At 74.6% G+C, this 15,250-nt stretch carries 1 protein-coding gene; it reads left to right on the top strand.

The features are described from left to right. Window positions 1-96: 96 nt before the first annotated feature. Window positions 97-15,250: type I polyketide synthase (locus ACZ4TR_RS16230; RefSeq protein ID WP_465288120.1), on the top strand; the 15,154-nt coding region annotated here is incomplete at its 3' end.

Here is a 15,250-nt window from a genome sequence, read left to right as displayed (position 1 = left end):
CGGTGGACCGTGACATGCGGGGCTTCGCCCCGGGCCGGGGGCTTCGCCACCCGGAGCCCCCGGAAAGAGGCCTCATAGGAACCACAGGCGAGGGCGCTGGTGAACGAGGACAAGCTCCGGGACTACCTGAAGTGGGTCACGACCGACCTTGCCGAGACCCGGCAACGCCTCCAGGAACTGGAGGAGGGGGAGCGGGAGCCCATCGCGATCGTGGCGATGGGCTGCCGGTTCCCGGGCGGCGTGACCTCCCCGGAGGAGCTTTGGGACCTGGTCGACGGCGGGACCGACGCCATGTCGGCGTTCCCGGTCGACCGCGGCTGGGACACCACCGACGGCGACTACGCGCGCACTGGCGGGTTCATCGACACCGCCACGACGTTCGACCCGGCGTTCTTCGGGATCAGCCCGCGGGAAGCCCTGGCCACCGACCCCCAGCAGCGGCTGCTGCTCGAAGTGTCGTGGGAGGTCTTCGAACGCGCCGGGATCGACCCCGGCTCCCTGACCGGCACGTCCGCCGGGGTCTTCGTCGGCTCCACGCCGTCCGGGTACGGCCTGGGCAGCGAGACCGGCGAGGTCGCCGGGCACCTGCTCACCGGCAACGCCGGCAGCGTCCTGTCCGGACGGCTCGCCTACAGCTACGGCCTGGAAGGGCCCGCGGTCACCGTCGACACGGCGTGCTCGTCGGCGCTGGTCGCGCTGCACCTCGCCTGCCAGGCACTGCGCAAGCGGGAGTGCTCCCTGGCCTTGGCCGGCGGCGCGACGATCATGTCGACCCCGGCCGTCTTCCTGGAGTTCGCCCGCCAGGGCGGACTCTCCGGTGATGGCCGCTGCAAGCCCTTCGCCGAAGCCGCCGACGGCACCGGCTGGGGCGAGGGCGTCGGCCTGCTGCTGCTCGAGCGCCTGTCCGAAGCGCGGCGCCGCAACCACCCCGTACTCGCCGTGGTCGAGGGCTCGGCCGTCAACTCCGACGGCGCGTCCAACGGCCTGACCGCCCCGAACGGCCCGTCCCAGCAGCGGGTGATCCGCGCGGCCCTGGCCGCCGCCGGGCTCTCGCCCGCCGACGTCGACGTCGTCGAGGCCCACGGCACCGGCACCACGCTCGGCGACCCGATCGAGGCCCAGGCGCTGCTGGCCACCTACGGGCAGAACCGCCCGGCGGACCGGCCGCTGCGGGTCGGCGCGGTGAAGTCCAACATCGGGCACACCCAGGCCGCCTCCGGCGTCGCCGGCGTGATCAAGATGGTCCTGGCCCTGCGGCACGGGCACCTGCCGCACACCCTGCACCTGGACGAGCCGTCGTCCCACGTGGACTGGGCGGCCGGGTCGGTCGAGCTGCTGGGCGAGCCGGTGCCCTGGCCGGAGCGCGACGCGCCCCGCCGCGCCGGCGTGTCCGCGTTCGGCGTCAGCGGCACCAACGCCCACGTACTCCTCGCCGAACCGCCCGCGGCCGAAGCGACCGAAGAAGTCCCGGCTTCGGCCGGACCGTGGCCGTTCCTGGTGTCCGCGCGCGGCACGGCCGCCCTGCGCGAGCAGGTCGCGAGCCTCCGGTCCGTTGCGGAGCAGGAAAACCTGACCGACCTTGCCTGGTCGCTGGGCACCGGCCGGGCGGCCCTGGACGACCGCGCGGTCGTCCTGGCCGACAGCCGTGACGAGCTGTTGCGAGGTCTCGACGCCCTCGCCGCGGACGGCGTCGCGCCGGGACTGGTGCGCGGCACGATCCGGCCGGGGAAGCTGGCCTTCCTGTTCACCGGCCAGGGTTCGCAGCGGGCCGGCATGGGCGGCGAGCTGTCCGCGCGGTTCCCGGTGTTCGCCGCCGCCTTCGACGAGGTGTGCGCGGAGTTCGACCGCCACCTCGATCGTCCACTGCGGACGGTGATCGCCTCGGGCGAGCGTCTCGACGAGACCGCGTACACCCAGCCCGCCCTGTTCGCGGTCGAAGTCGCGTTGTACCGATTGGCCGAGTCGTGGGGCTACACCCCGGACTACCTGCTGGGCCACTCGATCGGCGAGCTGGTCGCCGCGCACCTGGCCGGGGTCCTTTCGCTGGCCGACGCGTGCACGCTCGTCGCCGCTCGCGGCCGGCTGATGCAGGCGCTGCCGGCTGTCGGGACAGCGTCGCGGAGCGACTCCGTTGAGGGTGGCGGCGGGGGCATGGATGGAGGCGCGATGGTCGCCGTGCAGGCGACCGAGGCCGAAGTCGAGCTGGTCGACGGGCTGTCCATCGCGGCGGTCAACGGGCCGTCGTCGCTCGTGCTCTCCGGGGACGAGGACGTCGTGCTGGCCGCGGCGGAGCGCTTCGCCGGGCTCGGCCGCAAGACCAAGCGCCTCGACGTCTCGCACGCGTTCCACTCCGCCCGCATGGACGGGATGCTCGACGAGTTCCGCCAGGTCCTCGACGGGCTCACCTTCCACCCGCCGAAGATCGCGGTCGTCTCCAACGTCACCGGCACCCTCGCCGACCGGCTGACCTCGCCCGAGTACTGGGTTTCGCACGTCCGCGAGGCCGTGCGGTTCGCCGACGGCCTCGGCTGGCTGAGCGAGGCCGGGGTGACCGGCTTCCTGGAACTCGGTCCTGACGGCGCGCTGGCCGCCCTCGCCCAGGACTGCCTGCCCGGCGACGCGGCCGTGGCCGCGCTCCTGCGCCGGGACCGGCCGGAAGCACCGGCCGCGCTGACCGGGCTCGCCCGGATGCACGTGGCCGGCCACGGACCCGACTGGTCGGCCGTGCTGGCCGGCGGCCGGCGCGTCGACCTGCCGACGTACCGCTTCCAGCGGCAGCGCTACTGGCTGGAGCCCGCGGCCCCCACCGGAACCGGGGACGACGAGTTCTGGTCCGCCGTCGAGGCCGGCACCCTCGCCGAGGTGCTGAACCTGCCCGAGGGCGCGGCCGGGGACCTCCTCCCCGCGCTGTCGGCCTATCGCGCGAAGCGCCAGGAAAAATCCATTGTGGACGCTTGGCGGTACGGGATCGGCTGGACGCCGGTGTCGCCGGCGTCGAAATCGCTTTCGGGCACCTGGCTGGCGGTCGTCCCGGCCGAGGAGTTCACGTCGCCGGTGCTCGACGCTCTGGTGGGCCGCGGATTCGTTCCCGTCACCCTCGATCGGCTGCCCGAGCACTCCGATGTGGACGGACTGCTTTCGCTGCTGGCCTTGGACACCGAAGCGTCCGTCACCACGACCTCGCTGCGCACCATCGAGCTGGTCCGCGGTGCGGCCGCACCGCTCTGGATCGCCACCCAGGGCGCCGTCTCCACCGGGCAGGCCGACCCGCTGAGCGCGGCCGGCCAGGCACCGCTGTGGGGTCTCGGCCGGGTCGCCGCGCTGGAGTACCCGCAGCGCTGGGGCGGTCTGGTCGACCTGCCCGCCGAGCTGGACGACCGCGCCCTCGACCGGCTTACCGCCGTCCTGACCTCGGCCGAGGACCAGGTCGCGCTGCGTGCGTCCGGCGTCTTCGCCCGCCGGCTGAAGCGGGCCACCGGCCCGGCCGCCGAACCGTGGTCGCCCGGCGGGACCGTGCTGATCACCGGCGGCACCGGCGCGCTGGGCGCGGTCGTCGCCCGCACGCTCGCCGAAGCTGGAGCCGGGCACCTCGTCCTGGCCGGCCGCCGCGGTCTCGACGCCCCGGGCGCGACAGCGTTGCGAGACGAGCTGACCGCGCTCGGCACCCGGGTCACCGTCGTCGCCTGCGACGTCGCCGATCGTGACGCCGTGGCCGGGCTCCTCCACGAACTGCCTGAACTCGACGCCGTCGTCCACACCGCCGGCGTCCTCGACGACGCCGTGCTCGACGGCGTCACCGCCGAGCAGCTCGGTACCGTTTTCCGGCCCAAGCTCGACGCCGCCCGGCACCTCGACGAACTGACCCGGGACCGATCCCTGTCCGCGTTCGTGCTGTTCTCGTCGTTCGCGGGTAGTCTCGGCGCGGTCGGGCAGGCTGCCTACGCCGCGGCGAACGCCGGGCTCGACGCCCTGGCCGAGCAGCGCCGCGCCGCCGGGCTGCCCGCCACCTCCGTGGCCTGGGGCCCGTGGGGCGGCAGCGGCATGGCGGCCGACGACCTGGTCGCCGACCGGATGCGCCGGGGCGGGGTGCCGCCGATGGCCCCGCGCCTGGCCGTCGCCGCGCTGCGCCGTGCCATCGCCGGCGGGGAGGCGAACCCCATCGTCGCCGACGTCGACTGGGCGAAGTTCGTGCCCGGGTTCACCACCACGCGTCCCAGCCCACTGCTCGGCGACCTGCCCGAGGCGCGGGACGCGATGCGCGTCCCCGGAGAAGAGCCGCTGGTCACGCGGCTGGCCGGACTGTCCACCGAGGACCAGCAGGCGCTGCTGCTCGACGTCGTCCGCACCCAGGCCGCGGCCGTGCTCGCCTACCCCGGGCCGGAGTCGGTCGAGCCCGAGCGGGCGTTCAAGGACCTCGGCGTCGACTCGCTGACCGCCGTCGAGCTGCGCAACGGCCTCGGCGCCGCGACCGGGCGCGCGCTGCCCGCGACGCTGGTGTTCGACTACCCGACCCCGGTCGCCGTCGCGACCCACCTGCGCGAGGAGCTGGCCGGTTCGGTTGCGGCCCCGGTCGTGCCGCGGTCTGCCGCGGCCGTCGAGGGCGAGCCGCTCGCCATCGTGTCGATGGCCTGCCGCCTGCCCGGCGGCGTGCGGTCGCCCGAAGACCTGTGGGACCTCCTGGCGGGCGGCCGCGACGCCGTCGGCACTTTCCCCGAGGACCGCGGCTGGCCCCTGGCCGACCTGTACCACCCCGACCGCGACCACGAAGGCACCAGCTACACGCGCCACGGCGGCTTCCTCGACGGCGTGGCCGACTTCGACGCCGGCTTCTTCGGGATCTCGCCGCGCGAGGCCCTCGCCATGGACCCGCAGCAGCGGCTGCTGCTCGAGACTTCGTGGGAGACGTTCGAGCGCGCGGGCATCGACCCGTCGTCGCTGCGCGGCGCCCCGGTCGGCGTCTACATCGGCACCAACGGCCAGGATTACGCGGCGTTGCTGCGCGAGTCCGGTGAAGGCAGCTCGGACGGCCACGCCGGCACCGGGAACGCCGGATCGGTCGTTTCCGGGCGGATCTCCTACGTGCTGGGCCTGGAAGGTCCCGCGGTCACGGTGGACACCGCGTGCTCGTCGTCGCTGGTGGCGCTGCACTGGGCCGCGCAGTCGCTGCGCTCGGGCGAGTCCTCGATGGCGCTGGTCGGCGGCGTGACCGTGATGACGACGCCGGGCGCGTTCCTGGAGTTCAGCAAGCAGGGCGGCCTGGCCGAAGACGGCCGGTGCAAGGCGTTCGCCGACGGCGCGGACGGCACGGGCTGGGGCGAGGGCGTCGGCCTCATCCTCGTCGAGCGGCTTTCGGACGCCCGCCGCAACGGGCACCCGGTGCTGGCGCTGGTGCGCGGTTCCGCGGTGAACCAGGACGGCGCGTCGAACGGCCTCACCGCCCCGAACGGTCCTTCGCAGCAGCGGGTGATCCGGGCGGCACTGGCGAACGCCGGTTTGAAACCGTCCGACGTGGACGCTGTCGAGGCGCACGGGACCGGCACGACGCTGGGTGACCCGATCGAGGCCCAGGCGCTGCTGGCGACGTACGGCCGCGACCGCGACCAGCCGCTGTGGCTGGGTTCGCTGAAGTCCAACATCGGGCACACGCAGGCGGCGGCGGGCGTCGCCGGGATCATCAAGATGGTCCTCTCGCTCGGCCATGGCCTGCTGCCGAAGACGCTGCACGTCGACCAGCCGTCGCGGCACATCGACTGGGACAGTGGTGCGGTCGCGCTGCTGACCGAGGCGCACCCCTGGCCGGACCACGGCGGACCGCGCCGCGCGGGCGTGTCCTCGTTCGGCGTCAGCGGCACGAACGCCCACGTCATCCTCGAGCAGTCACCAGAGCGCCCCAATGTGGCCTTGGTTGCTCCTCCCATGTCCCCACCGCCACCCTCAACGGAGGCGCTCCGCACCGCAGTATCATTCAATGCACCGAAGGCCACATTGGGTGCGTCAGACGCACCGAAGGCCACATTGGGGCGCTGGGTTCCGTGGGTCGTGTCCGGGCGATCCGAAGGCGCCCTGCGGGACGCCGCGCGGGACCTGCTGCGGCTGCGGGACACCGACGTCGCCGACGTGGCCGCCGGCCTGGCCGGACGCGCCGCCTTCGAGCACCGGGCCGTCGTGCTCGGCGCGGACTTCGCCGAGCTGGCGGCCGGGCTGGAGGCCCTCGCGGCCGGCGGCCCGGCGGCGAACCTCGTCCAGGGCACGCAGAACGCCGGGAAGATGGCGTTCCTGTTCTCCGGCCAGGGTTCCCAGCGCGCCGGCATGGGCGCGGAGCTGTACGAGCGGTTCCCCGTGTTCGCGGACGCGTTCGACGCGGTCTGCGCGCTGATGGACGCGGAGCTGGACCGGCCGTTGCGCGACGTCGTCTTCGGCGACGCGCCGGCGCTCGACGAAACCGGGTACACCCAGCCCGCGTTGTTCGCGGTCGAGGTGGCGCTGTTCCGCTTGCTGGAGTCGTGGGGCGTCCGGCCGGACTACGTCGCCGGCCACTCGATCGGCGAGCTGGCCGCGGCGCACGTCGCCGGGGTGCTGTCCCTCGAGGACGCCTGCAAGCTGGTGGCGGCCCGGGCGAGCCTGATGCAGGCGCTTCCCGCGGGAGGCGCGATGCTGGCCGTGCAGGCCACCGAGGACGAGGTCGCCGCCGTGCTGGGTGACGGCGCGGGTTTCGCGGCGATCAACGGTCCCCAAGCGATCGTCGTGTCCGGTGACGCGGACGCGGTCGCCGCGGTCGAGGAGCACTTCGCCGGGCTGGGCCGGAAGGTCCGGCGGCTCACGGTGTCGCACGCGTTCCACTCCGCGCTGATGGACCCGATGCTGGACGCGTTCGCGGCCGTCGCCGACGGCTTGACCTTCCACGCCCCGAAGATCCCCTTGGTGTCCACTGTGTCCGGTCGCCTGGCCGGGGACGAGATCCTGACGCCGGTGTACTGGGTGCGCCAGGTCCGCGAGCCGGTGCGGTTCGCCGACGCCGTCGCCGCGCTGAGCGGACTGGGCGTCACCGGGTCCGTCGAGCTGGGCCCGGACGGGGTCCTCGCCGCGCTGGCGCAGGAGGTCCTGCCCGCGACGGCGACGCTGCGGAAGGACCGGCCCGAGGAGCGGACGCTGCTCGCCGCGCTGGCCGCCCTCCACGTCTCCGGGCACACCCCGGACTGGGCCGCGATCCTGCGGCCGGCGTCGTTCGTCGTGCTGCCGACCTACCCCTTCCAGCGCGAACGCTTCTGGCCGCGCACGCCCGAAGCCGGCGCCGCTCCGGTGAACGTCGTCGACGGCGAGTTCTGGGCCGCGGTCGAGAGCGCGGACCTGTCCGCGCTGGCCTCGACGCTGGACGTCGCCGAGGCCGAGCTGTCCGGCCTCGAGACCACCCTGCCGCTGCTCGCGCGGTGGCACGGGAACCGCGCGGATCTGTCTACTGTGGACAAATGGCGCTACGCGGTGAACTGGCGTCCGCTGACGCCGGCCGAAGGAAAGCCCGGCACCTGGCTGCTGGTGCTCCCGGAGCGTGGCGTCGAGCCGGATGCCCTCGTGGCGCTGACCTCCGGTCTCGACTGCGTCCCGGTGCGCGTCACCGACCTGCCCGGCATCGCCGGTGACTTCGCCGGTGTGCTGTCGTTGCTGGCTCTCGACGAGCGGCCCGCACCGGACGCCCCCGCGATCTCCGCCGGGCTCGCCGAGACCGTCCGCCTCGTGCGGGTGCTCGGCGACGCGGGGATCACCGCGCCGCTGTGGTGCGCGACCTCGGGCGCGGTCTCCGTCGGCCGCACCGACGCGGTCCGCAGCGCGACGCAGGCGGCGTTCTGGGGCTTCGGCCGCACCGCCGCCGTCGAACACGCCGACCGCTGGGGCGGGCTCGTGGATGTGCCCGCCACCCTCGACGACCGCGCGGTCGCCCGGCTGGCGAGTGTGCTCGGCGGCACCGAAGACCAGGTCGCCGTCCGCGACTCCGCCGTCTTCGCCGCGCGCCTCGAACGTGCCCCTGCCACCACGTCCGGGCCGTCGTGGCGGCCGCGCGGCACCGTGCTGATCACCGGCGGGACCGGGGCGCTCGGCGCCGAGGTCGCCCGCTGGCTGGCCCGCACCGGGGCCGACCACCTCGTGCTGACCAGCCGCCGGGGCCTCGACGCCGCCGGCGCGCCCGAACTGCGCGACGAACTGACCGCGCTCGGGGTCACCGTGACGATCGCGGCCTGCGACGTCACTGATCGCGAAGCCGTCGCCGTGCTGGTCGAGGGCATCGACGGGCTGCGGGCCGTCGTGCACGCCGCCGGGGTCGCCCAGTCCGCGCCGCTGTCCGGGCTCGGCGTGGCCGAGTTCGCCGGGTTCACCGCCGCGAAGCTGGCCGGCGCCGAGAACCTGGACGCCGTCCTCGGCGACCGCGAGCTCGACGCGTTCGTGCTGTTCTCCTCCATCGCGGGCGTCTGGGGCAGCGGCGGCCAGAGCGCCTACGCGGCCGCGAACGCCTACCTCGACGGCCTCGCCCGCCGTCGCCGCACGGCCGGGCTGGCCGCGACGTCGGTGGCCTGGGGTCCGTGGGCGGGTGGCGGCATGCTGGCCGACGAGGGCGCGGAGGACCACCTGCGCCGCCGCGGCCTCCGGCCCCTGGACCCGCAGCTGGCGATCACCGCGCTGCGGCAGGCCCTCGACGCGGGCGACACCGCCGTCACCGTCGCCGACGTCGACTGGGCGCGGTTCGCGCCCGGCTTCACCTCGGTCCGCCCGAGCGCGCTGCTCGGCGACCTGCCCGAGGTGCGCGCCGCCCTGGACGTCCCGGTCGAGGAAACCCGGCGCCAGGACCTGTCCGCCGACGAACTGCTGGACCTCGTCCAGCGCGAAGCCGCCGCCGCCCTCGGGCACGCCGATCCGGCGTCCGTCGTGGTGGACCGGCCCTTCCGCGACCTGGGCTTCGACTCCCTGACCGCCGTCGAGCTGCGCAACCGCCTGAGCGCGGTCACCGGGCTCAAGCTGCCTTCGACGCTCGTCTTCGACCACCCGTCCGCGGTCGTGCTCGCGGACTTCCTGGCCGGTGAGCTGTTCGGCACCGAGGCCGCCGCTGTCCCGGTGCGGCGCGCGGCAGACGCCGACGAGCCCATCGCGATCGTCGGCATGAGCTGCCGCCTGCCCGGCGGGATCACGTCGCCGGAGGAGCTGTGGCGGCTGCTGGCCGACGGCGGCGACGCCATTTCGGCGTGGCCCGAGGACCGCGGCTGGGACGTCGAGGGCCTTTACGACCCCGACCCCGACGCCGAAGGCAAGAGCTACTCCCGCGACGGCGGCTTCCTGACCGGCGCCGGCGAGTTCGACGCCGCGTTCTTCGAGATGAGCCCGCGCGAGGCGCTGGCGACCGACCCGCAGCAGCGGCTGCTGCTCGAAAGTTCCTGGGAGGCCCTGGAACGCGCCGGGATCGACCCGCGGTCCCTGGCCGGGAGCCAGTCCGGCGTGTTCGTCGGCGCGGGCGTCTCGGGCTACGCCGCCGGCCTGCGCGAGGCCCCCGAAGGCCTCGGCGGGCACCTGCTCACCGGCAACGCCGGCAGTGTCCTTTCCGGCCGGATCGCCTACCACCTCGGCGTCGAAGGCCCGGCCGTCACGCTGGACACCGCGTGCTCGTCCTCGCTGGTCGCGCTGCACCTCGCCGCCCGGTCGCTGCGCTCGGGCGAGTGCTCGCTGGCGCTGGCCGGCGGCGTCGCCGTGATGGCCAACCCGGCCGCGTTCGTCGAGTTCAGCCGGCAGCGCGGCCTCGCGCCGGACGGCCGCTGCAAGGCGTTCGCCGACGGCGCCGACGGCACCGGCTGGTCCGAAGGCGTCGGCATGCTCGTGCTGGAACGGCTTTCCGACGCCCAGCGGCTCGGCCACACCGTGCTCGCCGTCGTGCGGGGTTCCGCGGTGAACTCCGACGGCGCGTCCAACGGCCTGACCGCCCCGAACGGCCCGTCCCAGCAGCGGGTGATCCGGGCGGCGCTCGCCGACGCCGGTCTCGCCCCGTCCGACGTGGACGCCGTCGAGGGGCACGGCACCGGTACCCGGCTCGGCGACCCGATCGAGGCGCACGCCCTGCTGGCCACCTACGGCCGCGACCGTGAGCACCCGCTGTGGCTCGGCTCGCTGAAGTCCAACCTCGGGCACACCCAGGCCGCGGCCGGGGTCGCCGGGGTGATCAAGATGGTGCTCGCCCTCCGAAGCGGGTTGCTGCCGAAGACCCTGCACGCGGAGCGGCCTTCGTCCGAAGTGGACTGGACGGCGGGCAGCGTGTCGTTGCTGACCGAAGCGATGCCGTGGCCGGCCGACGACCGTCCGCGCCGCGCCGGGGTGTCCGCGTTCGGGGTCAGCGGCACCAACGCGCACGTCATCGTCGAAGAGGCGCCCGCGGCCGAACCCGAGCTGCCGCGGCCGCGGCGCACCGGGCTCGTCCCGCTGGCGCTGTCCGGCCGGTCGGAGGCGGCGCTGCGGGCGCAGGCCGCGCGGCTGCTCGAGCTCCCGGAGACCGACCCGGCCGACCTGGCCTGGTCCCTGGCGACCACCCGCTCGGCGTTCGAGCACCGCGCCGTCGTGCTGGCCGGCGACGCCGCCGGACTGCGGGCCGGGCTCGCCGCACTCGCGGAGGGCACCAAGTCCGCCGCGGTGGTGCGCGGGACGGCGGCCCCCGGCCGCACGGCGTTCCTGTTCACCGGGCAGGGCGCGCAGCGGATGGGCATGGGTCGCGAGCTGTACCGCGAGTTCCCGGTGTTCGCCGCGGCGTTCGACGCGGTGTGCGCGCACTTCGACATCGAGCTGGACCGGCCGCTGCGCGGCGTCATCGAGCACGGCGAGCTGCTGGACCGGACCGAGTACACCCAGCCCGCGCTGTTCGCGGTCGAGGTGGCGCTGTACCGGCTGCTCGAAGACTGGGGGGTGCGACCGGACTTCGTCGGCGGCCACTCCATCGGCGAACTGGCCGCCGCGCACGTCGCCGGGGTGCTGTCCCTCGAGGACGCGTGCACGCTCGTGGCCGCCCGCGCGCGTCTGATGCAGGCTCTTCCCGAGGGCGGCGCGATGGTGGCCGTCGCGGCCACCGAAGACGAGGTCACGCCGCTGCTCACCGACCGTGTGTCGCTGGCCGCGGTCAACGGGCCGTCGTCGGTCGTGCTCTCCGGCGATGAGGACGCCGTGCTCGCGGTGGCCGGCGTGTTCGCCGAGCGTGGGGTGAAGACCCGGCGCCTGAAGGTGAGCCACGCGTTCCACTCGGCCCGGATGGACGGCATGCTCGCCGCGTTCCGCGCCGTCGCGACCGGGCTGACCTACCACGAGCCGGCCGTGCCGGTGCTGTCGAACGTCACCGGCGCGCTCGCGTCGGCGGCCGAGCTGGGCGACCCGGAGTACTGGGTCCGGCAGGTCCGCGCCACCGTCCGGTTCGCCGACGGCGTCCGCGCGCTGGCCGGGCGCGGAGTCACCCGGTTCCTCGAACTGGGCCCGGCGGGTGTGCTCTCCGCGATGGTCGCCGAGTGCTCGGACACCGACGTGGTCGCCGAGCCGGTGCTGCGCGCCGACCGCCCCGAAGTCCGCACGCTGCTGTCCGCGCTCGCCGCGTTGCAGGTCGGCGGCGGCGGGATGGAGTGGGCCCGGGTGCTGCGCGACGGCGTGCGGGTGGAGCTGCCCACCTACGCGTTCCAGCGCGAGCGGTACTGGCTGGAGGTCCCGGACGTCGACGGCGACCCCGCGTCGCTCGGGCAGTCCGGCGCCGGGCACGGCCTGCTTTCCGCGGCCGTGGAGCTGGCCGGTACCGACGGCGTCGTGCTGACCGGGCTGCTGTCGGCCGAGGCTTCGCCGTGGCTGGCCGAGCACCGCGTCGACGGCGAGATCCTGTTCCCCGGCGCGGGGTTCGTGGAGCTGGCGCTGCGCGCGGCCGACGAGGCCGGCTGCGACCAGGTCGAAGAGCTGGTCCTGGAGGCCCCGCTGGGCCTGCCCGAGCGCGGCGGCGTGCCGGTGCAGGTCCGCGTCGAGGCCCCGGACGGCGCCGGACGGCGCGCGTTCGGCATCTACACCCGCGCCGAGAGCTGGGTGCGCCACGCGACCGGCTTCCTGGCCACCGGTCTGTCCACTTCGGACAATTTGACGGACTGGCCGCCCGCGGGTGCGCTGCCGATCGAGGACTTCTACACCCAGCGTGCGGCGGCCGGGTTCGCTTACGGGCCGACGTTCCAGGGCCTGCGGGCGGCGTATCGCTCGGGCGACTCGGTGTATGCCGAGGTCGCCCTGCCGGCGGGGACTTCCGCCGACGGCTGGGGAGTGCACCCGGCGTTGCTGGACGCGGCCTTGCACGCGCTGGCCTTCGCCGACCTGCCGGGCGACGGCCTCCTGCCGTTCTCCTGGTCGGGTGTGAGCCTGCACGCGACCGGCGCGACCGGGCTGCAGGTCCGCCTGCGCCCGGTCGGCAGCGCGGTCGAGCTGACCTTGGCCGACCCGGCCGGCCAGGTCGTGGTCGTGGCCGAGTCGGTGGTCCTGCGCCCGATGACCCGGCCGGCGCCCGCCGCCACGCATCACCGCGTCGAGTGGGTCGTGAGGGGGAAACAGGGTTCCAACCCTGTTTCCCACGCACGACCGGCCGCGGCGATCGGGGACCTCTCCGGGCTCGGGCTCGGTGACCTGCCCACCTACCAGGAGTTCGCCGAACTGGCGGCCGCGGGCGAGGTGCCCGAGGTCGTGTTCGCGTCCTGCCGTCCCGAGGACACCGAGGACCTCACCTGGGCCGTCTGGGCTTCGGCGCAACGGGCGTTGGCGCTGGTCACGGCCTGGCTGGCCGACCCGCGGTTCGCCGGGTCGCGGCTGATCTTCGTCACCCGGGGCGCGGTCGCCGTGTCCGCCGACGAGGTGCCGGACGTGGTGGAAGCCGCCGTCTGGGGCGCCGTGGAGCCGGTGCTGGCGCAGCACCCCGGCCGGTTCGCCCTCGTCGACGGTGCCGCCGTCGAGCCTGCCGCGGATCGGCTCGCGATCCGCGACGGCGCCGGCTACGAGCCCCGGCCCACCGCGGTCACGCCGGACGCCTGGAAACCCGAGGGAACCGTCCTGCTCACCGGCGCGTCCGGCGAACTGGGCGCCGCCGTCGCGCGGCACCTCGTCGAGGACCGGGGCGTCCAGCGGCTCGTCGTGCTCGGCGCGGAACCCGTGGGGGAAGCCGACTTCATCGCCTGCGACCCCGCCGACCGGTACGAACTGGCGCGAGCGCTCCGGGACGTCCCGGACGTGACCACGGCCGTCCACATCGGACTCGCCGAGGGCGCCGCCGACCTGCGCGACCGCGCGGACATCGCCCTCAACCTCGCCGAGCTGGACGTCCACGTCGTGGTGCTGACCACTGCCGGCGGCGAGGGACTGGTCGCGGCGCAGACCGCGGTGCTCGAAGCCGTCGCGCACAGCGCGCTGGCCTGCCGCCCCGGTGAGACGTTCGACCTGCTGGGCACGAGAGGCGCGCTCCGCACCGTCGAGAAGGCCTCGGCGAAGGAGCCGGTCAAGACCCGCCGGGTGGTCGCCCAGGTGGCCGACGCGGGCAACGCGCTGCACCAGAAGCTGGCCCGGGTGCCCGAAACCGACCGGCACCGGGCGCTGCTCGAGATCGTCCGCACCGAAGCCGCGCTGGTCCTCGGCCACGCCGGGCCCGAGGCGGTGGGCGCCGACCGGGCGTTCAAGGAACTGGGGGTCGACTCGCTGACCGCCGTCCAGCTGCGCAACGCGCTGAACACCGCGACCGGCCTGCGGCTGCCCGCGACCTCCGTCTTCGACCACCCGACCCCGGTCGCGCTGGCGAAGGCGCTGCACGCCGAGCTGTTCGGCGAAGAAGAAGAGCACACCGAGGTCGTCACCCGGGTCGACGAGCCGATCGCGATCGTCGGCATGGCGTGCCGCTACCCCGGCGGCATCGCCGACCCCGACGGCCTCTGGCGGCTGGTCGCCGAGGGCGGCGACGCGATTTCGCCGTTCCCCACCGACCGCGGCTGGGACCTCGAGGCGCTCTACGACACCGACCCCGACGCGCCGGGCACCTGCTACGCCCGCGAGGGCGGGTTCCTGCACGACGCGAGCGCGTTCGACCCCGGCTTCTTCGGGATCAGCCCGCGCGAGGCCGTCTCGATGGACCCGCAGCACCGCCTGCTGCTGGAGGTGTCCTGGGAGTCGATGGAACGCGCCGGGATCGACCCGGCCACGCTGCGCGGCAGCCGCACCGGCGTCTTCGCCGGCATCACCTACCAGGACTACGGCGGCCTCCTCGGCGCCGCGACCGACAGCTTCGAAGGCTTCCTCGGCACCGGCAACTCGCCGAGCGTGCTTTCCGGCCGCGTCGCCTACACCTTCGGCCTGGAGGGGCCCGCGGTCTCGATCGACACCGCGTGCTCGTCGTCGCTGGTGGCGATCCACTGGGCCTGCCAGTCCCTGCGGGAAAGCGACTGCACGCTGGCGCTCGCGGGCGGCGTGACCGTGATGTCCACCCCGGTGTCGCTGGTGGAGTTCAGCCGCCAGCGGGCCCTCGCCGCGGACGGGCGCAGCAAGCCCTTCTCGGCCGACGCCGACGGCGCGAGCTGGGCCGAGGGCGCCGGGATGCTGCTCCTCGAGCGGCTTTCCGACGCCGAGCGCAACGGCCACCGCGTGCTCGCGGTGATCAAGGGCTCCGCGATCAACTCCGACGGCGCGTCCAACGGCCTCACCGCCCCGAACGGGCCGTCGCAGCAGCGCGTGATCCGGCGGGCGCTGGCCAACGCGCGGCTGACCCCGTCCGAAGTGGACGTCGTCGAGGCGCACGGCACCGGCACCAAGCTGGGCGACCCGATCGAGGCGCAGGCCATCATCGCCACCTACGGCCGCGAGCGGCTCGAAGGCCGGCCGGTGTACCTGGGCTCGTTCAAGTCGAACGTCGGGCACGCGCAGGCGGCCTCCGGCGTCGGCGGCGTGATCAAGATGGTCCAGGCCATCCGGCACGGCCTGCTGCCCAAGACGCTGCACGCCGAAGTTCCGTCGCCGCACGTCGACTGGGACGCGGGCGACGTCAGCCTGCTCACCGAAACCCGCCCGTGGCTCTCCGACGGCCCGCGCCGAGCCGGGGTGTCCTCGTTCGGCATGAGCGGCACCAACGCGCACCTGATCCTTGAGCAGGTCCCGGAGCGCCCCAATGTGGCCTTGGTTGCGTCAGACGCACCCAAGGCGGCCTTCGGTGCGTCTGACGCACCGAAGGCCACATTGGGGC

This window comes from Amycolatopsis sp. NPDC028719, assembly GCF_055565395.1.
The sequence above is the reverse complement of the archived record's forward strand: the minus strand, read 5'-3'. Positions and strand labels throughout refer to the sequence as shown.